The sequence below is a fragment of the Paenarthrobacter sp. TYUT067 genome (assembly GCF_023656375.1).
GTDB lineage: Bacteria > Actinomycetota > Actinomycetes > Actinomycetales > Micrococcaceae > Arthrobacter.
Window position 1 is genome coordinate 108,974 of record NZ_JAMOIT010000004.1, and the last position, 22,764, is coordinate 131,737.

Below are 22,764 nucleotides of genomic sequence, written 5' to 3' on the forward strand. Positions count from 1 at the left end.
CGTCACTAATAGTCGACATCCGGCGAAACAAAACTGATGCCCCGGGCAGCAGCCCGGGGCATCAATTCAGCTAATGAGGCCTTGAGAGGCGCTCCCCCAATGTTTAGTTCGGCCACCAACCGATGCTGGTGGTGTTCGTCTTACCTGTGGTGGTGCTGTTCGGCCACCAGCCAATTGCCGTGCTGTCCTGCGTAGGCTCGGCATTGGCCGGGGCAGCGAAACCGGTGACTGCCAGAACCGCCGCCATGAGCAGGGTTGCCGCAAATTTTTTCATCCGCTATGCCCTTTCGTACTGATGCGAATTTGTTGACCGTGACTTGAATAAAGTCACGGGGCAAACTATACGAGCTTTTCTTCCGCAATGACATGGATAATGGGCATATGCAAAGTCCACACCTGGCCCCCCACCTTGTTGCCGGACTCAATGCACGCGCCAAATGGAAGGTGCGGGACTTTGACGAGGCCTTCAGTCTGGCTGCAGAGGCTGCCGAACTGGCCCGCGACGCCGGCGACGAAACCGCTTGGTGGAACATGCGCTACTTGCAGGCGGAGTGCCTACGCGATCAAGGAAGCATCGAAGAATATCTGGCACTGGCCATCACACTGAATGAGCACAGTCTTACCGCTACCTCCCCCGAGCTCGGGGCCAAGGCTGGAACGATGGTGGCCATCGGGTTGCAAGGCCTAGGCCGGCTTGCCGAAGCTGCAACCGTGGCAGCAGACGCGGCAAAACTCGCTGCCGCGGACCCCGATCTCCTCTACGTCCAGGTCCTGGCCCAGCGCGCCCTGATCGCGGCCTTGGCGGAGAGCCGGCTGCTGGATGATGCATGGCGGGAATGTCTTGTCCTGGAGACCTTGATTACCGACGACGTTGATGAAGACACAGCGGGCAAGGGTTATTGGGTGATCGGTAACGTTGCTTTTCTGGCGGATCGGGTAGCGGATGGGGGCCGGTACCACGATCTGGCCGCCGAAAGGCTTTCACCGTCCAAAGATGTTGATTTGTGGGCACGTTTCAACCGCGCTTCAGCCGAAATGCGCCTGCAGGCAAAACTCGGTGACGCGGCCACACTTCGCTGCATTGAGCGGGCAGAACTGGCTACCGACATTGTGGGTGGATCCGAGCGGGACCACCTGGAAATGTCCTTGGTCCGCGCTCATTGGAATTACCTGGCCGGTGATATGCATGAAGCTTTGGCCATCCTGGAACCGCTGTGTGCCCGCTCCTCTATTTTGGCTACGCAAACATCCGCCGAAGCGCATTTTCTTTTTGGGCGGACTTTGCTGGAATCACAACGACTTGAAGAAAGCCTCACGGCATTCGAAGAAGCAGCCATACTCTTCGAACAGGCCGCCTTGCCGGAGCGCAGCGCAGCCGTCCGCGAACACCTTCGGCAAAGTGTCAGTCGCCGGGGCGGGCCACACGGGGAGTGATCATGCCTGACGCAGAATCGTACTCCGCGAACGACCCCCGCTTGGGGCTACTTCTTGAGGGCATTGTGAGGTTGGCCGCGGGTGACCTGCACACCAGGATTGAAGTATCCGATGCCCGGGACGAAATTGACGCCGTGATCATGGGGACCAACCTCTTGGCCGAAGACCTGCAGATCGTCTACGAAGAACTCGAGCAAAGGGTGCAGGCCCGCACACGGCAGCTCAATGAAGCCCATCTGGCAATGCAGCAGATGGCAATGACCGATCCCCTGACAGGCTTGAGCAACCGCTCCGCTTTCGCCAACGCCCTGAGCGAGGCCCAGGCTCATGGCGTGCTGGGCAACCAACGGCCCGCAATCCTGTTGCTGGACATGGACGGGTTCAAAGCCATCAACGATTCCCTGGGGCACACCATCGGTGACAAGGTCCTGGAAACAGTAGCCACGCGTATCAGCGGCGCGGTTCGCGAACAGGACATGGTGGCGCGCATGGGCGGCGACGAGTTCGCTGTCCTGCTTCCCGGCGTGACGCCTTCGGAGGCCAGCGCCATCGGCAGCCGTATCCTCACCGCTGTGGCGGATGTGATGGAGATTGAGGGCCAACACCTTCGCTGCGGGGTCAGCATGGGTCTTCGAATGGCCGATCCTGGCCATCGTGCGGAGGAACTCATGATGGAAGCGGACATTGCCATGTACGAGTCCAAGGCCAACGGACGCGGCAAGCTCAAGGTGTTCGAACCTGACATGCTGCTTGCCCGGCAAATGCGGAATCAGATGGTGGGCGAACTCAAAGAGGCGATCGCCGGTTCTCAGTTGGTGCTCTATTACCAGCCGATCATCAGGCTGGACACCCGCGGGATTGAGGGCGTGGAAGCCTTGGTCCGGTGGAACCACCCCACCCGTGGGATCATCATGCCCGACGAGTTCATCCCCATTGCCGAGGAAACGGGCATGATTTCCGATCTGGGCGGGTGGGTGCTCCGCACCGCCGTCGAGCAGTTGAAACAATGGCGCAGCGACCCCCTGACCTCGGCCCACGACTTCAGCATGCGCATCAATGTTTCAGCGGCGGACCTGCAGCGGCTGGAGTTCATTGAGGACGTACGCGAGGCCCTCTCTTCAGCCGGACTGGACCCGTCGCTGCTGGTCCTGGAGCTGACCGAAAGTGCTGTTATTCAAGGCAACGACCTGGACCGTTACACGCTCAACAGCCTCCGGCGCCTCGGAGTGGGGTTGGAAATCGACGACTTCGGCACGGGCTACTCCTCCATCAGTTACTTGCGCCAACTGCCCGTGGACACGGTCAAAGTGGACCGGACGCTCCTTTCGGCCTTGGGCAGCGACCCCGCGCAACCGGCTCTCCTGGCTGCTGTCCTGCAATTGATCCGCGCCTGCGGACTGGCGGCAGTGTGGGAAGGCATCGAAAGCGCTGAGCAAGCGGAGTATCTGCTGAGCATCGGTTGCACCAGCGGCCAGGGATACTATTTCAGCCGTCCGCTGCCTGAGGCGCAGTTGACCGAACAACTGAAGCACCACAAGACCTGGCCCGTCAGCTGATGGTCCGCGTCCAAGGGTGGTGCCGGGTGCGCCATTCGGAGTCCAGGATCGCGTAGATGTTCTCCGTGGCCCACTTGCCCTTGTAGTGCCAGTTGTCCACCAGAGTTGCTTCAAGCCGCATACCCAGGCGTTTGGCGACGCCGGCAGATCCTTCATTGAGGGCATCCAGCTTGGCATCCACGCGGTGGAATGACAGTTTCTCAAAAGCCAGCCTTAGCACGGCCTCCGCTGCCTCAGTGGCGATTCCGTGGCCCTGGGCATCAGGGTGGAGGATCCAGCCCAGCTCAGCTTGCCCGGTTCCTTCAAGCCACTTCAGCACAACCTCGCCCATCAGACCCGGATGGTCCTGGCGCTCGATGGCCAGACACACCCAGTCCCCTTCCTGCTGGAACTCGAAGTTCGCGTAGCGGCCAAGGACTTCCATGGACTTGGTTTTGCTCAGCTCGTTACGTAGGAGGAACCTCGCAGTTTGGGGAAGGGACTGGTATCCATGGAACCGCTCAAGGTCCTCAGCCTCAAAGCGCCGCAGGATGAGTCGATCGGTGGTGATGGGAAGCTCAATTTCGGGCATGCTTCCGAGGCTACTAGGTGCAGGCGATTCGTGGTCCAGCCTTGACACGTGGCGCGATCTGGGATTACCTAATGAACATTCGGTAAATAAAGCTGGAGGCAATGACGCATGGTTGAAACAACCCTCTCCGGTGCACAGCACCACATCCTGACGAACGACTACGCGTCTGAATGGATGGGCATTGAGGTCCTCAAACTCGACGACGGCCACGCCACCATCCGCATGCACCTCCGTCAGGAAATGCTCAACGGATTCGGCATGGCCCACGGCGGAATGATCTTCGCCTTCGGTGACACAGCCTTCGCCCTGGCCTGCAACCCGGCCAACCCCACGCCCAAGCAAGCCGCCAACATCACGGTGGCGTCCGGCGTCGACATCAACTTCATCAAGCCCGCGTTCCAAGGCCAGGTGATCACCGCCGTCGCCAACCGCCGTGCGAGCACCGGCCGAAGCGGCCTCTACGACATCCAGATCTACGCGACCAACGCCGACGCCGCCCCCGACACCGAGCCCGGAGAACTCATTGCTGAGTTCCGTGGCCGCAGCCGCACCATCTCCAAGAAGTAGGAATCCCATGACGCAGAACACCGTGGCCGCACCCGCAGCTTCCTCTTCCAAGGAGGCCGACGCCGTGCTGGACCGTGAAGAAACCATCTCCCGCGACGAACTCGAGGCCCTGCAGCTCACGCGCCTCCAGCACACGGTGGCGTACGCCTACGATCGCGTGCCGCTGTACAAACGGAAGTTCGATGAGGCCGGCGTGCACCCCTCGGACCTCCGCGAGCTCAGCGACCTTGGAAAATTCCCGTACACCACCAAGGAAGACCTCCGCCTGGAGTACCCCTTTGGCATGTTCGCCGTCCCGCAGGACCAAGTGGCACGCATCCACGCCAGCTCCGGAACCACCGGCCGGCCCACCGTTGTTGGCTACACCAAGAACGACCTCGCCAACTGGGCAACCCTGGTGGCCCGTTCCTTCCGCGCCTCCGGTGTCCGCCCCGGCATGAAGGTCCACAATGCCTACGGCTACGGCCTGTTCACCGGCGGCCTCGGCGCGCACGCAGGCGCTGAAGCGCTCGGCTGCACCGTCATTCCCATCTCCGGAGGCCAGACCGAACGCCAGATCCAGCTCATCCAGGACTTCAAGCCGGACGCCATCCTGGCCACACCCACATACCTGCTGACCATCGCCGATGCCATGCTGCACCAAGGCATCGACCCCACGTCAACGTCGCTCAAGTACGCCGTTCTGGGCGCCGAACCGTGGACTGAAGAGATGCGCCACGAGCTGGAAACCACCATGAACATCAAGGCCTCGGACATCTACGGGCTCTCCGAAGTCATGGGCCCTGGCGTGGCCGGCGAAGCTGTTGAGACGCAGGACGGCTGCCACATCTGGGAGGATCACTTCCGCCCGGAAATCATCGATCCGTTCGACCACTCCACAGTCCTGGCCGACGGCGAACCCGGCGAGCTCGTCTTCACTTCCCTCACCAAGGAAGCGCTTCCGATCATCCGCTACCGCACCAAGGACCTCACCCGCCTGCTCCCCGGAACCGCACGTCCCGCGCACCGCCGCATGGGCCGCATCACCGGCCGCAGCGACGACATGATCATCCTTCGCGGCGTGAACCTGTTCCCGTCACAGATCGAGGAAATCGCGCTCCGCATCCCGGAGCTCAGCCCGCACTTCCAGCTGGAAATCACCCGCCCCGAAGGCAAGCGCATGGATTCGCTGACCGTCAAGATCGAGCGCCGCGAGAACGTCCCGTCCGAGGCAGGCACGACGGCGGCACACACCTTGCGCGAGCAGATCAAGATTCACGTTGGGTCATCTTGCGTAGTAGACGTTGTAGAGCCCGGTTCCCTGGAACGGTCCAACGGCAAGCTTCGCCGGATCTACGACATGCGACCCAAGGGCTGAGCACCTTCCACCACTGAGATCGTGAGAAAATGCCAGCATGCCTACTGAGACCACCACCAAGCGCGGACGGCCCGGTTATGACCAGCAGTCGGTGCTCCGCATCGCCGTCGACGTCTTCAACCGCCACGGGTACGACGCAACGTCCATGGGCATCCTGGCTGAGAACCTCGGGATCTCAAAGTCAGCCATTTACCACCACGTGCCGTCCAAGGGCGATCTGCTGAAGCTCGCCCTGGACCACGCGTTGGGTGGCCTGGAAGCCATCCTGGAGGAGCCGTCCGCTACATCCGGGCCTGCTGATGCGCGGCTGGAGTTCGTGCTTCGCCAGACCATTGCCGTGCTGGTGGACCGGTTGCCGTTCGTGACCCTGCTCCTGCGTTTGAGGGGCAACACGGAGATCGAGCGCAACGCCCTGGAACGCCGCCGCGCCTTCGACCACAAAGTGGCCGAGCTGATTGCCGCTGCCCGGGAAGACGGCTCCCTGCGCCAGGACATTGATCCGCGCACCGTCACACGCCTGCTGTTCGGCACCATCAACTCGATCGTGGAGTGGTACAAGCCCGGCGGCTCGCTGTCCCCGGAAAAGCTCGCCGACGACGTGATCACCATGGCCTTCGACGGCCTCCACACGGCCGCCTGACGCTCTCTCACATCCCACCCCCTCCCCGCCATCCCTCTCTCACATCCCGCCGCCTCTCGGCCATCCCTCTCTCACATCCCACGGTGGCGGGCGTGACGATGCCCTGTGCCGCCGTCGTCGTGAAATTCGTATCGGCCGCCCTCCTCCGGAACGACGAAACGCCTTTCCGCATTGAAGCGGAAAGGCGTTTTGTCGTTGCTGCTAGAGCGTCCCGGCCAAACCCGAGGGATGTGCGAGAGGGTTACTTCTCCACGAGGGTCAGGACATCGTAGGTGGCCACAATTTCGTCGTTCTGGTTGGTCAGGACGGCGTCCCAGGCTACCTCTCCGTATTCGTCGGTCTCGCGAGGCGTGATCTTCTTGGCTGTCAGCGTGACCCGAATGGAGTCGCCGGCGGCAACAGGGGTGATGAAGCGAAGGTTCTCCAGGCCATAGTTGGCCAGCACGGGACCCGGAGCGGGCTCAACGAAGAGTCCGGCAGCCCAGCTCAGCAGCAGGTAGCCGTGGGCCACGATGCCGGGGAAGAACGGGTTGGCTTCTGCGGCTTCCTGGTTGGTGTGCGCGTAAAACGTGTCACCAGTGGAGTTGGCGAAGGCAGTGATGTCTTCGAGAGTGACCTCACGGAGTTCCGAACGCACGGCGTCACCGATCCGCAACGTGGACAGGTGCTTCCGGAAGGGGTGCTCGCCTTCGGTCTCCACGGTGAAGTTCCGGTCAGCGCCGGTGTGCCAAAGACCGGTAACTGCGGTCAGCATGTTCGGTGATCCCTGAATGGCTGTGCGCTGCATGTGGTGCATGACGGAGCGGATACCGCCAAGCTCCTCACCGCCGCCGGCACGCCCGGGGCCGCCGTGGACCAAGTGCGGGACCGGGGATCCGTGGCCCGTGGATGACCGGGCGTCTTCACGGTTGAGCATGTGGACGCGTCCGTGGTGGGCAGCGATGCCGAGCACCAGCTCCCGAGCAACAGCGGGATCGTTGGTGCAGACCGAGGCCACCAACGAGCCTGAGCCGCGGGCTGCCAAGCGGATGGCATCGGTGAGGTCCGAGTACCCAATCACTGAGGAAACCGGCCCGAACGCCTCCAACGAGTGCACCTCTTCGGCTTCGGCGTCTGCCCAGCTCAGGAGCACCGGCGACATGAATGCGCCGTCTTCCACCACGCCTACGGTGCCGCCCACGGAGGTGACCGACGGCGAATCGAGAGATCCGTACGCCAGCTCACCACCGGCGTCGAGCATTGATTGAACGGCGGCGCGGACATCCGCGAGCTGTTCCAGGGATGCCAAGGCGCCCATGGTGACGCCCTCCGCGCGCGGGTCTCCGAGGACCACGCGCTCGTTGATGCGGGCGCCGACGGCGGCGGCGACCTCGGCGGTCAGTGACTGCGGGACGATGACGCGGCGGATGGCCGTGCACTTTTGGCCCGCCTTGACTGTCATCTCGGTGACCACCGCTTTGATGAAAGCGTCGAACTCGGGTGTGCCCGGAACGGCGTCGGGGCCGAGGATTGCGGCGTTCAGGGAGTCAGTTTCGGACGTGAAACGGACGCCGCCCTGGACCACGTTCTTGTGGCCCTTCAGGGAGTTGGCAGTGGAGGCCGAGCCGGTGAAGGACACGAGGTCGCGGTAATCGAGCTCGTCCAGGATGGTGCGGGCGGAACCGGAAATCAACTGGAGTGAACCTGCCGGAAGAATGCCGGACTCGACGATTGCTTTGACGGCTGCGGCTGCAACGTAGCCCGTGGGCGTTGCCGGCTTCACGATGGTGGGGACGCCGGCAAGGAACGCGGGAGCGAACTTCTCCAGCATGCCCCAGACCGGGAAGTTGAACGCGTTGATCTGCACCGCGACGCCGGGAATCCGGGTGTAGATGTGCTCGGCGACGAACGATCCGTCCTTGGACAGCGTCTCCATGGGACCATCCACCACAACCTGCGAGTTGGGCAGTTCGCGGCGGCCCTTTGAGCCAAAAGTGAAGAGCACACCAATGCCGCCGTCAATGTCGATCATGTTGTCGATCTTGGTGGCACCGCTCTGCGAAGAGGATTCATGGAGCTCTTCGCGACGGCCGTTGAGGTACATGGCCAGCTCTTTGAGCTTGAGCGCGCGCTGGTGGAACGTCAGCTTGCCAAGTTCCGTTTGGCCGGTGGTGCGGCCGTGATTGACGACGGCGGCAAGGTCCAGTCCGTCGGTGCTGACGTTGGCCAGGACCTCTCCGGTGCTGGCATCACGGACCGGGACTCTCTTGGCATCGGGTGCCGGCGTCCACCAGGCATCCTGGACGTAGCTGGGAACGGTTGCAACGGCTGTGGTTTCCGGGGCGACTGCGGTAGTGGTCATCGTCGACGGGTCCTTCCAAGGCACGTGAAATCGGCACGGTCATTGCTGACTGGAGCCAACATTACTGACCGGCCGTTCGGTAATATATACAGGGTACATGAATGCCCGGTGGAGTACAGCAGGAATTTCTTATGCTCGCCCCGGATACGGCGAAGGGCCGGCCTCCATAGCGGGAGACCGACCCTTCGCATTGCTGGCACACGCAGTATGGCTACGAGGGACCGAACTTGGTGTTGTAGCGGAACATGAATGCTGCCATGGCATCACGGTTCACGGGCAGCAAAGGCTTGAACGACCTGGTGGTTCCCTGTTCAGCCCAACCCGTGGAGATGCCCTGAGCCGCGAGCCAGGTGATCTCCTTGTAAAACTCGGATTCAACGGACACATCGATGAACGGCGACTCCGCCGGCGGCGTGAACTCAGGCTCACCAGCCAAGCGGTACATGAACGCCGCCATGGCGTCACGATTCACGGGCTGCAACGGCCGGTAGGTCCTGGTCTTGTCAGCCTCTTCCCAGCCGGTAGAAATCCCCTTGTCGGCAAGCCACGTGATCTCTTTGTAGAACTGCGCCGTCACCGGCAGGTCTTTGAAAGGGGAAACGTTGGGTGCCGTGAAGTCGGGTTTGCCCGACAACCGGTACATAAACGCCGCCATGGCATCACGGTTGACAGGAGTTAGCGGCTTATAAATCCTCGTCCCGTTGGACTCCCACCCCGTGGATATCTGTTTGTCAGCCAACCACTGCATTTCATTCTCAAACTGTGCGCCGATCGGGACATCATCAAAGCCCTGGACGCCCTGCGAAGCGGTGGCGTAGCTCAATGCTCCGACGTCGGTGTTTTGCCCTGCGAACGCGGAAACGGACCGGGCATTGACCTCCGTGAGAACATTGCCGGAGTAGATGGGGCCCGACTCACCGGCAGGTGTAGCCGACACGAAATAGAGCCCTGTACTGAGCCCGGTCACTTTGAATGCCCCATCAGCTGCCGTTGTCCCGCGACGGGCGACCAGAAGACCATCCTTGCTGTAAACCCGAACTGATGCATCCTTCAAAGGCGTGCCGTTGGCACCCATAAGTTTGCCCGTCAGGGTTCCTCCGACGCGTCTCACTTGGTTAATATTCGAGACGGTTTGACCCGGAGCAACAGTAATTGCGGCGGCACTTCCCAGACCGGCACTTTCGGGCACAGCATTGTAATACTGCCCTTCCTGAGCCGTCCGGTAAGTGTCATGGGTGTAGCGATTAAATTGGACCTTGTAAGTCCCCGGAAACAGCCCGCTGACCGCGTATTCCTCCGGTTTGAGCAACCTGACCGTGTTGACGTATTCTGCGAGCGAGCCGTCAAGGTTGACCACGTCCACACTTTGATAGTTGACGTCACCTGCCGTAAAGCCCCTGATCGTTGCCCCTTTTACTGCTGTGTCCGATAGTCCACTGAGATGCTGCGCATTCCCAACAGTTACGGATGGTGATGCAGCCGGTCCGGCAACACCGCCGTGCCACATGGACGCAAAAGTGGCCTCCTCGGAACGGAATTCAAGTTTGTAGGTCCCCGCCTCAAGTCCTCCGATGGTGTAAGAGCCACCTTTAACGGCTGCGTATCCTGCCATCTTTCCGAGGTCACCGATCGGCTTTGCGAAAACGGTGCCGCCGAACGGTACAGGGCTCGATAGGGTCCCTGAAATCAATGCGGACTTCCTCAAGACCTGATTTATGCCGGTAGTTGTCTGCCCATCAACAACCTTTACCTTTGTGGCCAAGTCTCCGTTAGGGACTCCCGGATAGTGCGTCTCTATAAAAGGTTCGGAGCCGAAAGCTTGCGTAAACGAGACAACATATTCACCAGGGGCCAGAGGACCAAGCTCGAAGTTACCCTCGCCGTCGGAGGGATATGACCAATCGCTGTCTGCTTGATAGTCGTTGTGAACCCGGGCATGTACAAAGACATTTCCGGCATTGGTACCTGCCGGCATCGCCACTCTTCCCTTGATTCTTCCACCTGGGGTCATCGTGTGATTGATTCCCGTGACCGCCGCACCCTGTGCCACCGCGATCTTTGTTGCGTCAGCAAATTTGAAACTACCGTAGTAGGAATGGATGACCAGATGATCGTAGGCAAAATTCACGAAGCGCAGCCGATACTCGCCCGCTGCTAGTCCTGAGACAGTAAACTGACCGCTGGCATTCGGCCGAGCGCTCGCAGAGGTCGGACCGCCTTCGGCATAGATGTAGACCGCGGTAACATCCACACCGGCGGGCACCGCGACAGTTCCGGAAATGCTCCCCGCGGGCGCGGCTGAAGCTGGGGATGCGAGCCCGACGGGGAATGTACCCAAAATGAGTGCTGCTAAGAGTGTGAGTGCGAGCCGAAAACGGCCGCGAGAATAACCCCTCATGGGTCCCCCATATTTATGCGAACGAAAGGGCCGCTTCATCAGCAGCCCTTCCGAGATCATAGGGCCTCAGGCACAGCACAGTCGATAGTCGAGGCTCACATAACACATCGAGCGAAGAACGCTTGCATGACCGTTTAGCTCCGGCGGAGCATCTTCCTCACCAACAGCATGGGCTTCTTCAGGAACTCACCCACACTGGTCCGCACCACCACGGTCTGGTTCAGCGCTTCGAGGCGTTCCAGAATGTGATCGAGTTTGGCTGCGGACTCATCCAAGCGGCGCTGCTGGGTAACGATGAGTTCCTCCTGCTCTGACAGCACCCGAGTCAGGTACAACATGGCTCCAAGTCCGCCCTGCGCGGCCTGGTCGCGGAGGTAGTCGTCACGGACCAAGGCATCGTATTGGGCGTGTTCGGCAACCTTCGCGAAGATGCTGTTGCTGTGATGACCATCGGATTGGGGCCGCTGCGACCAGAAGGCGAGCGGTTCGCCGTCGAGAAATCCGATGCGCGAGTGGCTCAGGACGCGGAGGTGGAATTCCCAGTCCCCCACCACCGGCAGGTTCTCGTTGTAGTAGCCCACATGATCGTGAAGGTTTCGCCGGTACAGGAAAGAAATGGGGACCGCACGGTTGATCTTGAGCATGTCTGCCAGCGTTATCTGCCGCATGTCAGCCCAGAAGATCTCACGGCGAATGGGCTCGATCTTGCCGTTAACAAGCTCTTCAATGACAATTTCCGTCCGCACCATTACGCCGCTTTCGGCAGCGTGCGCGGGATCGTCGAGGTAAGCCACTGTCCGGGCCAGGAACTCGGGAGCCCAGAAGTCGTCGTCGTCATGAATCACCACGAATTCGCCGGAACCGGCCTTGAGTCCGGCGTTCGATGCCCCCTCCATGCCAGCCGATTCAGCGTGGTGAAGAGTGGTAATGCGGGACCGTTCGGCTTCCGAACGCTGGGCGGTGAGATGGTCGACGTCGGCCGGGTTCCCGCCGTCGTTGACAATCACCAGCTCGAAGTCTTGGAACGTCTGGGCGAAGATGTCGTCCAAAGCCCGAGCCAGGAAGATGGGTCGGTTCTTGGTTCGCGTCACGATAGTGACGCGGGCGCCGGAAGTCATTTCTGGTCCGTCCGTTTCGGAATTAGTCAACTCTCCATTTTAGCAGCGGAGGTACACCCAGCTTGGCCCGGACGGCGTCCAGCTCCCTGTCCGAGACGCCGTTGGCCTTCAGGAACCCAATGACGTCCAACGTGGCGAGAAAGGCTCGCAGACTGTTCCGACGATCGGTCAGCATCGCCTCCAAGTCGTTGTGGGACAGGTAGGGATCGTGGGCGTGCGGCGCCCCATGCGTACGATGCCGCTCATTGATACCCCGCGCTGCAAGTACGTATCCGTGCATGATCTCCTCATCGTCGGCGCCGGCCAATCGTTGCAACATCACCGCGATCATGCCGCTGCGGTCCCTGCCCGCGGAGCAATGAACCACCACTTTGCCGGGCGAGGCGGCAATAGCCTTGAAGACCGCAGCGATCCTGTCCGCGAACAGTTCGAGGTAATCGCCATACTGGGCGGGATCTTTGAGGTACGGGCCGAAAAGTTCGCTGAAATCCTGATGGTCCGGATCTTCCGTCGGGCAATGCACGACGGCGATACGCGCCTTCGCCTCGTCAGGCACCTGGGGGTCGGTGTCGCGTTGCCGCCGCTCGCGCGAGGCGCGGAGATCGATCACGGTGCGGACGCCGTCGTCGTACATCTGCTGCCAACCGGACTCGGTGACCCATTCGTGGCGACCCATACGGTAAATGTCCCCCGCGATTCGCCAAGCGTTGACGGCGCCGTCCCACTGGACGCTCTGGTGAGCTGAAGTAGTCCCTTCCATAGGAGCCAGCTAAGCACATCGGCGCCATGGGGTGGGATGTGAGAGACGGTCGCGGGAAAGCACGCGGGAAGTGGGAGACGGTCGCGGGAAAGCACGCGGGATGTGAGAGACGGTCGCGGGAAAGCACGCGGGATTGGCTCTCGGCGGAATAGCCTTCGATGACCGCCGAGAGCTCGCCCCCTAACGAATGGGCTATCGCTTGGCCAGCTGCGCGGGTTTCACCGTGGAGATGAGTGCTGAGGCATAGGCCTGGTGCCCTGCCACGTTTGGATGGAAGTTTGCGTCCGGAAGGCGATCGAACGGGGCCACGGGAACGGGGACCAACACAATCCAAGGATCTGCGGAGTTGACGGCGTGTCCACCGAAGCGCTTGGTGACGTCGACGAAGACCACGTTCTTCCCGCTGAGTTGTACGGCTGCTGCGATGGCCTTGTTCAAATCATCAACGGCACTATTGGCCATGACCTGGTTAGCGACAGGGACAACGGTTACGCCCGGGATAACCAGATCACCCTGGCTCGGATCAAAGAGGCGAGGATAGCCCATCACGGCAATAGTCGCGTTGGGAGCCGCCGCACGGATGAGCCCGTACGTACCCGCAAGTGCAGTGGTAACAGAGCCGAGGTTGGCGCGGATCCCCGCAACCGTGCCCGCGCACGTGGCGGTGTCCGGTGAAGCGCAGGCCTGCAAAGCAAGAAGGCTTCCGGCATCTATGGCGCCGGCCGTAATGCTCACGAGCTCGGCTTTTTGGAGGTCAGCCTGGCCAGAGAAAATCTGCTCAACAACGGTTGGAGCGCCGTTGTAGAACGGGCTCGGATTCAGCGGATCAAAGGACAGTAAAGCACCATGGCAGGCTAAATTGCTCAGCAAATCCACGCGACCGGAAGCCGCCACAACGTCTACATATCCGGGTTCGCTTTGCCAACAAACCGCGTCCCGATACAGTCCGCCCGCCCCGGTCCCCGCCGTATACGAGTCCCCGAGCGCAACGTAGTCGACCGGTGGCGGTGGAGCGGCCGTCGCTGGACTGGCAACGAAGCCTAAACAAAGTGCCACAATGGCGAGCCCGCCTGCAAAAGCCGCGTGCCGCCGTCGTCCTTGATGAGTTGCCATGGTGAATCCCCTTTTTTACCGCTCGATGGGGCTCCGGTCCCGCATGTGCGGAAGTCGCGGCTCGCCCACCATTCGGCCGTGTACCGGGGCAATGTGTTGGCAAGATTACGCCTAAGGGTGTGCAGGGGAAAGACCTTGACACCATGCCGAGCTATGCGCCGTACTTGGCCAGCCGGAATTCCAGCCCGTTGCGAACAGCTGGCCATTCGTGGTCGAGGATGGAGAAGACCACTGTGTCGCGGAGGGCTCCATCGGCACTGCGGGAATGGCTTCGAAGCACGCCGTCCTGCTTGGCGCCGAGCCTGGCGATTGCTTCGCGGGACTGCTGGTTCATCCAGTGGGTGCGGAATTCCACGGCGGGGCAGCCCAAGGTTTCAAAGGCGTGGCGCAGTAGCAACAGCTTGGAATCCGGGTTGGTGCCAGTGCCGTGAGCCGACGCTGCGTTCCATGTGGATCCGATCTCCAAGCGAGGTGTTTGGGCGTCGATATTCATATAGGTCGTCATGCCTATCAGCTCGCCTGTGAGGTTTGATCGCGTCGCAAAAGGCAGCATGGATCCCTTTGCCTGTAGTCCCAGGCGGCGATCGATTTCAGCGGCCATACCCTCAGGTGTGGGGACCGAGGTGTACCAAAGTTTCCAGAGATCGCCGTCGCGTGCAGCGTCTACCAGTCCGTCATGGTGTTCCTGGCTCAACGGTTCCAGCGTTACGAACTGGCCGGTCAGGGTGATGGGTTCAATGGAAGTCACCCGGTTAGCCTAACCGGCCCGGCCGTTAGTGGTTCCAGTCGAAGAATCCCTTGCCGGTCTTCCGGCCAAGCTCCCCGCGCGCCACTTTGTCCCGAAGGATCTGCGGCGGAGCGAAACGGTCGCCCAACGTGGCGTGCAAATATTCGGCGATACCCAACCGAACGTCCAAGCCAACAATATCCGTGGTCTTGAGCGGACCGGTGGGGTGCTTATAGCCCAGGACCATGGCGGCATCGATGTCTTCCGCCGATGCCACTCCCTCTTCCACCATACGCATCGCTTCAAGGGCAATCGCGACGCCCAGCCTGGACGAGGCGAAACCCGGGGCGTCATTGACGACGACGGCGGTCTTGCCGAGTGCCTCGGTCCAGTTTTTGGCCGCCACAGCGAGTTCGGGGGAGGTTTTCATGCCCAGAACCACCTCAATGAGGGTGGAAGCGGGCACCGGGTTGAAGAAGTGCAACCCCACGAAGTTAGCCGGACGGCGAAGTTCGTCGGCCAGTCCGGTCACCGACAACGAGGACGTGTTCGAGGCCAGGTAGGCGTCGGCTGAGAGGTGTTCCTCTACGGCCTTCAGCGCTGTGACCTTGAGGTCGAAGTCCTCCGGCACTGCCTCCACCACGAGGCCGCAATGAATGAAGGATTCGTAGTCCGTGGAAGTGCTGAAACGGGACATCGCCTTTTCGTGAGATTCGTTCAGGGTCCCGCGGGCGACTGACTTGGTGACGGCGTCAGCAACGCGATCCTGGGCTCCGGCTGCTGCCTCGTGGTCGCGTTCTACAACGATCACATTGGCGCCTTTGGTGAGGAAAGCGTGCGCGATGCCCGCACCCATCCGTCCACCACCGAGAACTCCAACGACGTGCGGGATGGTGGGAGTTTGGGTCATTTCCGGGTCCTGTCTTGCGAATCGGCGGTGTGGGTTGCGGTGTCGGGTGCGGCTGCGGTGTCTTGCGAAGCCTTGGCCGTTTTCTTGTCCAAGAAGGCCTGCATGCGATCAAACTTGGCTTGGGATTCAAAGAGGATTCCCTGCGCAAGGGTATCGATCAGCGGGTGAGCTTCAGCCGGGGCGTGGAAGACCGATTTGGTGATCCGCACAGCTAGAGGGTCCTGACGCCCGATCCGGTCCGCCAGTTTGTGTGCTGCATCCATGAGTTCGGGAGCCTCGTGGATCTCAGTGATGAGGCTGATGCGCAGGGCTTCCTCGGCACGGAGAACGGCACCGGCCAGGAGGATTTCCTTGGCTTTCGGCTCACCCACAAGCTCCTTCAGCCGCCAACTGGCCCCGGCGGCCGCGAGGATTCCCAGCCCGGTCTCGGGGTTGCCGATCCGAACGCTCGGTGTGCCAATACGGAAATCGGCGGCGTAGGCGAGTTCCGCTCCCCCGCCCAGGCAATACCCGTCCAGAGCCGCAATAACCGGCATGGGCAGCTTGGCGATGCGCACAAAGATGGTGGAGTTGATCCCCTGCAAGGCGTCGTCCCGGCGGCGTTCGCGGAGCTGTCCAATGTCCGCGCCGGAGGCGAACACACCCTCAGTGCCTGCAATGATCAGCACTTTCGGGTTCCGCTCAAGCTCAGCGCAAACCGTGTGAAGCTCGTCCACCATGGTCTGGTCGATCGCATTACGGACCTCGGGACGGTTCAGCAAGACAGTGAGGCGGTCCTCGCGTTCCTCGATCAGGAGGGTGGTGAAGTCTTTCGTATCCAAGGCCATTACACGCCTTCCAGCAGCATCGCGGTACCCTGCCCGACGCCGATGCACATGGTCGCCAGCCCGAGCTTAGGTCCGGTGGTTGAGGCGAGCTCCCGCTCCATACGGCCCAGCAACGTGATCGCGATACGCGAGCCGCTGGAACCGAGCGGGTGCCCCAAACTGATGGCACCGCCGTCGTTGTTAACGATGTCCGGGTCCAGGCCGAGCCGACGCATGCTGGCCAGCGACTGCGTGGCGAAGGCTTCGTTCAGTTCCACGGCGCCTAGCTGTCCGACCGTTAGTCCGGTGCGTGCCAGAACCTTCTGGGTGGCGGGGACCGGGCCGATTCCCATGATCTCCGGTTCGCAGCCGGCCGATGCGCCGTCCACGATGCGCGCGCGGGGTGTCAGGCCGAACTTCTTGATGGCGGCCTCGGAGGCAACGATGATGGCTGATGCGCCGTCGTTGAGCGTGGAGGAGTTACCTGCCGTGACCACTGAACCGCCGGGAACAACAGGCCGCAGGCCGGCCAAAACGTCCATGGTGGTGCCCAAACGGGGACCTTCATCGGTGTCCACCACGGTTTCCGACTTACGGGTCTTTACAGTGACAGGAACGATCTCATCCTTGAAGCGACCGCCCGCGATCGCTGCCAGCGCACGTTCGTGTGAGCGGACGGCAAACGCGTCAGCGTCCTCGCGGGAAATGTTGTCCACCCGTCCCACTTCCTCGGCGGTTTCCGGCATGGAGTAGGTCATCTTGCCGTCGCGGGACAGCTCGCCCTTGGTGAACAGCGGGTTGGCGAAGCGCCAGCCGATGGAGGTGTCAAAGATCTGGCCCGGCTTGGCGAACGCCGTGGTGGGCTTCTCCTGTACCCAAGGTGCGCGGCTCATGGACTCGACGCCACCGGCCACTACGATGTCCGCAGCTCCGGACTTGATCATATGGCTGGCCATGATGATGGCGCTGAGGCCCGAGGCACAGAGGCGGTTCACCGTGATGCCGGGAATGTGGAGGGGAAGTCCGGCGAGGAGGGTGGCCATACGGGCCACGTTTCGGTTTTCCTCACCCGCGCCGTTGGCATTACCGAGGATCACCTCGTCAATGGTGTCAGGATCGACGCCGGCACGCGCCACCGCTTCCCGGACCACCAGCGCGGCGAGATCGTCCGGACGAACGGAGGACAGCGCCCCACCGTAGCGACCTACAGGCGTGCGTGCGCCGCCAACAAGAAAAGCCTCGACCATGAGAACATCCTTCGCGAAGTGAAAGGGACCGGCCTGGAATAATATACCGACCGTTCGTTCTATAAAGATTACACGGCCCGGGGAGCCGGTCAACAGTTGAAGTCCTCAGTTACGGATCAGCTGAGACCGGCCCCTGCCGGCGTCAGAGCACTCGAATTCCCAAATGCCCGGCCAGTAGCGGTGCCATGAGGCTCAGCTGGTAGTCGTCGATCACCACTCCTGCCAGTCCGGCCAATCCGTTGATTCCGCGGAACTCCGAGGTCCGCAGATCCACGTCCTTCAGCTTGGCGCCCGTGACATCCAGCGTTCCGATGGTGCAGTTCTTCAAGGCCAACCGCGTACCCGTGCAGCCGCCAAGATCAAGTTCATTGATGATGCAATCGGAAATCTGAAGGTCCATGAGCTTGGAACCACGCAGGTTCACATAGTCCAGCTTGCCGCCGTCGATTCTGACAGAGCGCCAGTTACCCTCATAGAGTTCGGCCGACCCCCACCGCGGGTTGGTGATCTCCACGTCCTGCCAGGAAGTTCGCGCAGCCATGAAGACCGGGGCATACGGCTCGGAGAAGATGCACTCGCGGAACGTTGCCCCCCGCAGCTGAGCCTCGTTGAAGGAGACCCCGTTCAGCTCGCACTCTATGAAATCGGCGCCGCTGAGTTCCTCTCCGTCGGCAGAAACACGGGTGAGCCTGACGCCGTCGTACCGTTCGCCACGCTGGAAGTCCGGGGCGTCGTCGTCGCGTAGTTCATCCAGGCGCACCGGCGAAATCTTGGGCGCGGCAACCTTCGCAACCGCCATCAGAGCGATTCCGCTTTGGCAGCGATCTCGGCGAGGTCCTTGCTGAGAGCCTTACGGGTCATGCTCATCCCTAACTTCCCGAACAGGGCCATCCCCACCTTGCTGATGAGCGAGGGATTGATCACCTCGGCGCCGAAGGTCAGGGTCAGATCCGTACCGCCATCGCGCTCGGTGAGGTTGAAACGGGTGGTGTAGTCCGCACCGCCCTGAACTGCCTTGACCGTGGTGCTCCGCGGAGGGTCAGTCTCGGAAACCCACATCTCAACCGTCTCCTGCTTACCCATCATGGTCCGGGTTTCCTTCCAGCGCGTTCCCTCCCCGTAGGGGCCTTCACTGAGCATCTGGATTGAGTTGATGCCTGAGAGCGTGCCGGCCGAGCCGGGAATGTCCGAAATGACGGCCCAAACCTTCTCCGGGCGTGCGTTGACGTGCTGCGTCAAGGTGGTGGTGTGTTCCATACATCGAGCCTAGACCCGACCCCCGACACTCCAAACCGCAAAGGCCTACGACGCCGGGCGCCCCCACGGAATCAGTCGAAGCAGCACCACCGTAAGCCACGTGACCACACCGCACACACCAACGCCCCAGGCGATGTCAGTCAAGGCCACCAGGGCAGGGAAGTCCTTGAGGACAGCGAGCGCCGTCAACGCCCAGGTTGCGTAGGTGAAGAAACCGAACAAGGCACCTGCGAAGATCCGCCGGCGCAGCGTCGAGTCCGCCCTCCCGGGCCGCACCCCGTAGTGCACTATCCCCGCAACGAAGACGAGGTAGAACAGCACGGCCGCGACCGGCTGCGGGCTGGCTGCCAGGAGATGCCCCATCTGGCTCTGATACTGCCGCTGCGCCACAGTGAGGATCCAGACGACATCGATCGCGGCGAAGATCACTGCTGCCAGGGCGTAGGCGAGCAACCACCGCTTCATGCTCGACTCCGGGGCTGGTTGTAGAGGCTTTCCACAATGTGGCCTGCGCGGCTGGTGAAAGCACTCCGTTTGAGCTTCATGGTGGGAGTGACAAATCCGTTGGCCTCACTGAGGTCTGTCAGCAACAAAACGAACCGGCGCACCTGCTCGGAGCGGGCAATTTTGGAATTGGCAGCGCTGACGGCCTTACCAATCACGGCCAGAAGCCGGACGTCGTCAATCTGGACAGCACCGCCGTCGTCCGGAATCGTGAGGCCCTTCAGATCGGAGATGCCTTCGCGCTCAGCCCATGCGGCCACTGATTCGGGGTCCAGGAGCACCAGCCCGCCCAGATAGGGCTTGCCCTCCCCCACCATGACGGCGTGGGCCACCAAGGGATCACCTTCTACATAGCCCTCCCAGATGGCTGGTGAGATGGTCTTGCCACCGGCAGTAACGATCACATCCTTGATGCGACCCTTCAGTGTCAGGCGGCCCAAGTGGTCCAGTTCGCCGAGGTCGCCTGTACGGAAGAATCCGTCAACGAAGGCTTCCGCGTTGTCTGCGTCGCGGCGATACCCGGAGAAAACGCCCACGCCGCGCGCCAGCACTTCTCCTTGTTCCGAGAGCCGGACGGTGGTCCCCGGCATGGGAACGCCCACCGACCCGGAGTTGATGGCCCCTGGAAGGTTGCCAGTCAGCGGTGCCGTGGTTTCGGTGAGGCCGTAGCCTTCGATCACAGGAAGCCCTAATCCTCGGAAGAACAGGGATAGTTCGGCGTCAAGGGCGCCTGCACCGGATAGCAGGTAGTCCAGCCGCCCACCCACCAACTGCCGCAGCCGCGAGTAGAAGAGGCGGTCGAACAGGGCGCGTCTGACGCGGAGGCCGGCTGAGGCACGCAGCCGGGGGTCGGCGTCGTGCGCTTCTGCGAACCTGCCCCACTCCACAGCGGTGCGCTGCGCTGCAGACCACACCCGCCCCAGACGTTTCTGCGTTGCGGCAGCAGCCGCGGATGCCTGGATCTTCTGGAGGACCCTCGGGACCACCACCAGGAACGTGGGCTTCAGGGCACCCAGGGCTGGCACGACGTCGCGGGGATCGGACAGGTGGGCGATGCGCATGCCGTTGGCCAGGCAGATCAGCTGCAGCCCGCGGGCCAGCACATGCGCCATGGGCAGGAAAATGATGGTGTTGCCGCCTTCACGGACCACCTCGGTGTACGCGGCCGCCACATTCAGTACCTGTCCCACAAAGTTGCCGTGCGTGATCAGGGCACCCTTGGGAGCGGCTGTTGTTCCGGAGGTGTACACGATGGTGGCAACGCTATGAAGGTCAGCAAGGAGCCGCCGTTCCTCTACGGTGTGATCCGGAATGCCCGCGCCACGCGCCACCAGGTCAGACAGGTCAGCGCCCGGCTGGGCATCAAAGGTCCAGATCCCCAACGCCGTCAGTCCGGCTCCCGCGAAGCCCTGCTCCAAGAGCGCCGCGTGTTCGGCGCTGCCCCCCACGGCGAGCCGGACGTCGGCATCGGCAAGGATCGCTGTCACCTGCGGTGCCGCGGAGGTTTCATAAACATGAACCACGACGGCGCCGGCGAACCACGCCGCCATGTCGGCAAGCGCCCATTCGTAACGGGTTGGGGACATGATGGCCAGCGACTCACCCGGTTGAATCCCGGCTGCGATGAAGCCCTTGGCCAAGGCGCGAACCTCATCCACGAACTGCTCGGTGGTTACCTGCCGCCACGGATCGGTGATGGCAGCACCGGGCTCGCGGACTTCGAACGCGACATGCCCTGGGCTTGTCCGCAAACGTTGCATGAGAAGGTCGGTGGCATTGCGGTGAACTGTGGCGTCAACCAACGGCGGGGAGGTGAATTCTCTCATCGGACACCCTCTGTTGATATCGCTTGCAAGTGATCCTGCATGAGGTTCAAGACGGCGTCCAGGAATTCCGTGACGACTTCCTGGCGGTCCTGGGGCAATGCGTCCAGTTGCCGGCTGGCAGCGGACAGCAATGGCAGCATCAGATCCTTGACCTTGCTGGATGCCGCCTCTGTAACGTTCACGTGCACTTGGCGCCGGTCCTCGGTACTGCGCATGCGTTCAACGTAACCATGCGATTCCAAGCGGCTGACCAGCGCTGTGGTGGTGGCCGCTGTCGCACCCAGTTCCGCGGCAAGTGCTCCAACGGTGACGGGTCCGGAGTCAGCAAGGACGGTCAGCGCCCTGTAGTCGGTGAGGTTGAGGCCCAGAGTCCGGGCTACCTCACGTTCCGTCTCGTTCGCGAGGCCGAAAAGGCCCTGCAAGGTCAGGGAAACCGGATGTTCCGAGCCTTCGCTAGCACTCTCATGGTTTTGCATGGTTATATAGTAATCAAAATAGATTGAACATCAAACAGGCTAGGTAATCCTTCACGACTCGTCGCGAGGGACCCACCGCGAAAGGAACCACGCCGTGAAGGATTCAGACAGGAAGGGCCTCATTGCCCTTCCCGTGGTAGTGCTGCTGGGGGCACTGGTCGCTTGGGCAGGAAGCCAGCATGGGCAAGTCTTGGCAGGCATTCCACTCTTTGCGGCAGCAGTAGCCGCCGCCTTCATCATTCAATGGATCGTCTTCATCCCGTCCTTCAAAGCCCAGACGGAAAAATTCTTCGACCTCACCGGTTCGCTGACCTACGTAGCCATCACAGTGTTTTTGGTGCTTGCCACACCCGGAATTGACGCCCGCTCGCTGCTCCTCGCGGCCATGGTGACCGCTTGGGCACTCCGCCTGGGCACCTTCCTGTCGCGGCGGATCCACAAAGCAGGCAAGGACGATCGATTCGACGAGATCAAGCCCTCGTTCATCCGCTTTCTGAACGTCTGGACCATGCAGGGACTCTGGGTGGTCTTCACGGCAGCAGCCGCCTGGGTGGCCATCACAAGCACCAACCGGGTGGCCGTGGACTGGCTGGCCATCGTGGGGCTCTTAGTGTGGGCAGCCGGGTTCGCCATCGAAATTGTGGCCGACCTGCAAAAGAGCCGGTTCAAGGCCAACCCCGCCAACAAGGGCAAGTTCATATCCACTGGGCTGTGGTCCAAGTCCAGGCACCCGAACTACTTTGGCGAAATCCTGCTCTGGATTGGCGTTGCGATCGTCACCATCCCTGTACTCCAAGGTTGGCAGTGGGTTGCCATGATCTCACCGGTCTTCGTGGCCCTCCTCCTCACCAGGGTCAGTGGTATCCCCCTGCTGGAGAAGAAGGCGGACAAGACCTGGGGCGGCGAAGCGGGGTACGAGGCCTACAAGAAGAACACACCGGTGTTGATCCCCAAGCTCGGCTAGAACGCAAAGCAGGCCTCACAACACGGACACCTCCCGTTGCGAGGCCCGCTCTGCACCCTATGCGCCATGAATAACGAGCAAAGCAGGCCTCACAACGCCGGGTCCGCAAACGCAAACGGCGCGTGCCCGCTCCGCCCCGACCGATGGCATGAAGTCTGTTGGCGATGCAGCGCAGATGTCCTTGATGGCCAG

22 protein-coding genes are annotated in these 22,764 nt (G+C 61.6%); 6 read left to right on the top strand and 16 right to left on the bottom strand.

Annotation, left to right across the window (positions count from 1 at the left end; genetic code table 11):
* Positions 1–103 precede the first annotated feature (103 nt).
* Positions 104–274: a hypothetical protein gene (locus MOD31_RS04800; protein WP_017199100.1), complete on the bottom strand. Its 171-nt coding sequence runs from the start codon at positions 272–274 to the stop codon at positions 104–106.
* Positions 275–381: 107 nt separating this feature from the next.
* On the opposite strand from MOD31_RS04800, the gene MOD31_RS04805 reads away from it, so the two are divergent.
* Positions 382–1,434 (top strand): hypothetical protein, encoded by a 1,053-nt coding sequence (locus MOD31_RS04805; RefSeq protein ID WP_142938139.1) that lies wholly within the window; start codon positions 382–384, stop codon positions 1,432–1,434.
* A 2-nt stretch (positions 1,435–1,436) separates the two neighbouring features.
* On the top strand, positions 1,437–2,990 hold the full coding sequence (locus MOD31_RS04810; RefSeq protein WP_250820008.1) for a bifunctional diguanylate cyclase/phosphodiesterase: 1,554 nt from the start codon (positions 1,437–1,439) through the stop codon (positions 2,988–2,990).
* Here MOD31_RS04810 and MOD31_RS04815 read toward each other — a convergent pair.
* Complete coding sequence (locus MOD31_RS04815) at positions 2,983–3,561, bottom strand: GNAT family N-acetyltransferase (protein WP_142938137.1); 579 nt, start codon at positions 3,559–3,561, stop codon at positions 2,983–2,985. The two genes, MOD31_RS04810 and MOD31_RS04815, sit on opposite strands and share 8 nt — an antisense overlap.
* Before the next feature lie 108 nt (positions 3,562–3,669).
* On the opposite strand from MOD31_RS04815, the gene MOD31_RS04820 reads away from it, so the two are divergent.
* Genes MOD31_RS04820 through MOD31_RS04830 form a run of 3 tightly spaced genes read left to right on the top strand, consistent with a single transcriptional unit; the run spans position 3,670 to position 6,125 of the window.
* Positions 3,670–4,128, top strand: coding sequence for a hotdog fold thioesterase (locus MOD31_RS04820; RefSeq protein WP_142938136.1), 459 nt, complete (start codon positions 3,670–3,672; stop codon positions 4,126–4,128).
* Between the two features lie 7 nt (positions 4,129–4,135).
* Positions 4,136–5,485, top strand: coding sequence for a phenylacetate--CoA ligase PaaK (gene paaK / locus MOD31_RS04825; protein WP_250820009.1), 1,350 nt, complete (start codon positions 4,136–4,138; stop codon positions 5,483–5,485).
* A 37-nt stretch (positions 5,486–5,522) separates the two neighbouring features.
* Positions 5,523–6,125 carry a TetR/AcrR family transcriptional regulator gene (locus tag MOD31_RS04830; RefSeq protein WP_062071921.1) on the top strand — a complete coding sequence of 201 codons (603 nt, stop codon included), beginning with the start codon at positions 5,523–5,525 and terminating at the stop codon, positions 6,123–6,125.
* Positions 6,126–6,366: 241 nt separating this feature from the next.
* On the opposite strand, the gene paaZ is transcribed toward MOD31_RS04830, so the two are convergent.
* The 14 genes from paaZ to MOD31_RS04900 form a co-directional block, all read right to left on the bottom strand.
* Positions 6,367–8,466, bottom strand: a complete 2,100-nt coding sequence (gene paaZ / locus MOD31_RS04835) for a phenylacetic acid degradation bifunctional protein PaaZ (protein WP_250820010.1) — start codon at positions 8,464–8,466, stop codon at positions 6,367–6,369.
* 211 nt (positions 8,467–8,677) lie between these two features.
* The gene (locus tag MOD31_RS04840; RefSeq protein ID WP_284705267.1) at positions 8,678–10,864 is read right to left on the bottom strand and encodes an S-layer homology domain-containing protein; all 2,187 of its coding nucleotides are present in this window, start codon (positions 10,862–10,864) and stop codon (positions 8,678–8,680) included.
* A gap of 134 nt (positions 10,865–10,998) precedes the next feature.
* Positions 10,999–12,012: a glycosyltransferase family 2 protein gene (locus MOD31_RS04845; protein WP_250820012.1), complete on the bottom strand. Its 1,014-nt coding sequence runs from the start codon at positions 12,010–12,012 to the stop codon at positions 10,999–11,001.
* On the bottom strand, positions 12,005–12,742 hold the full coding sequence (locus tag MOD31_RS04850; protein ID WP_250820013.1) for a tyrosine-protein phosphatase: 738 nt from the start codon (positions 12,740–12,742) through the stop codon (positions 12,005–12,007). The genes MOD31_RS04845 and MOD31_RS04850 overlap by 8 nt, the downstream gene beginning before the upstream one ends.
* Positions 12,743–12,934: 192 nt before the next feature.
* On the bottom strand, positions 12,935–13,855 hold the full coding sequence (locus tag MOD31_RS04855; RefSeq protein ID WP_250820014.1) for an SGNH/GDSL hydrolase family protein: 921 nt from the start codon (positions 13,853–13,855) through the stop codon (positions 12,935–12,937).
* 151 nt (positions 13,856–14,006) lie between these two features.
* Positions 14,007–14,603 (bottom strand): GNAT family N-acetyltransferase, encoded by a 597-nt coding sequence (locus MOD31_RS04860; protein WP_142938130.1) that lies wholly within the window; start codon positions 14,601–14,603, stop codon positions 14,007–14,009.
* Between the two features lie 25 nt (positions 14,604–14,628).
* Complete coding sequence (locus MOD31_RS04865) at positions 14,629–15,492, bottom strand: 3-hydroxyacyl-CoA dehydrogenase family protein (RefSeq protein ID WP_250820015.1); 864 nt, start codon at positions 15,490–15,492, stop codon at positions 14,629–14,631.
* Positions 15,489–16,319, bottom strand: coding sequence for an enoyl-CoA hydratase/isomerase family protein (locus MOD31_RS04870; protein WP_223940813.1), 831 nt, complete (start codon positions 16,317–16,319; stop codon positions 15,489–15,491). Before MOD31_RS04870 ends, MOD31_RS04865 begins: the two co-directional genes overlap by 4 nt.
* Positions 16,319–17,545, bottom strand: a complete 1,227-nt coding sequence (locus MOD31_RS04875) for an acetyl-CoA C-acyltransferase (RefSeq protein ID WP_250820016.1) — start codon at positions 17,543–17,545, stop codon at positions 16,319–16,321. The genes MOD31_RS04870 and MOD31_RS04875 overlap by 1 nt, the downstream gene beginning before the upstream one ends.
* A gap of 142 nt (positions 17,546–17,687) precedes the next feature.
* Positions 17,688–18,344, bottom strand: coding sequence for a pentapeptide repeat-containing protein (locus tag MOD31_RS04880; protein ID WP_166841776.1), 657 nt, complete (start codon positions 18,342–18,344; stop codon positions 17,688–17,690).
* Positions 18,344–18,802 (bottom strand): SRPBCC family protein, encoded by a 459-nt coding sequence (locus MOD31_RS04885; RefSeq protein WP_166841777.1) that lies wholly within the window; start codon positions 18,800–18,802, stop codon positions 18,344–18,346. The genes MOD31_RS04880 and MOD31_RS04885 overlap by 1 nt, the downstream gene beginning before the upstream one ends.
* 45 nt (positions 18,803–18,847) lie before the next feature.
* Positions 18,848–19,267, bottom strand: a complete 420-nt coding sequence (locus MOD31_RS04890) for a DUF2177 family protein (protein WP_142938124.1) — start codon at positions 19,265–19,267, stop codon at positions 18,848–18,850.
* A complete protein-coding gene (locus tag MOD31_RS04895; RefSeq protein WP_250820017.1) occupies positions 19,264–21,132 on the bottom strand; it encodes a long-chain fatty acid--CoA ligase in 1,869 nt (622 codons plus the stop codon). Before MOD31_RS04895 ends, MOD31_RS04890 begins: the two co-directional genes overlap by 4 nt.
* Positions 21,129–21,608 carry a MarR family winged helix-turn-helix transcriptional regulator gene (locus tag MOD31_RS04900; RefSeq protein WP_250820018.1) on the bottom strand — a complete coding sequence of 160 codons (480 nt, stop codon included), beginning with the start codon at positions 21,606–21,608 and terminating at the stop codon, positions 21,129–21,131. The genes MOD31_RS04895 and MOD31_RS04900 overlap by 4 nt, the downstream gene beginning before the upstream one ends.
* A 94-nt stretch (positions 21,609–21,702) precedes the next feature.
* Here MOD31_RS04900 and MOD31_RS04905 point away from each other — a divergent pair, with 94 nt between their 5' ends.
* Positions 21,703–22,572: a DUF1295 domain-containing protein gene (locus tag MOD31_RS04905; RefSeq protein ID WP_142938121.1), complete on the top strand. Its 870-nt coding sequence runs from the start codon at positions 21,703–21,705 to the stop codon at positions 22,570–22,572.
* The last annotated feature ends 192 nt before the right edge of the window (positions 22,573–22,764 follow it).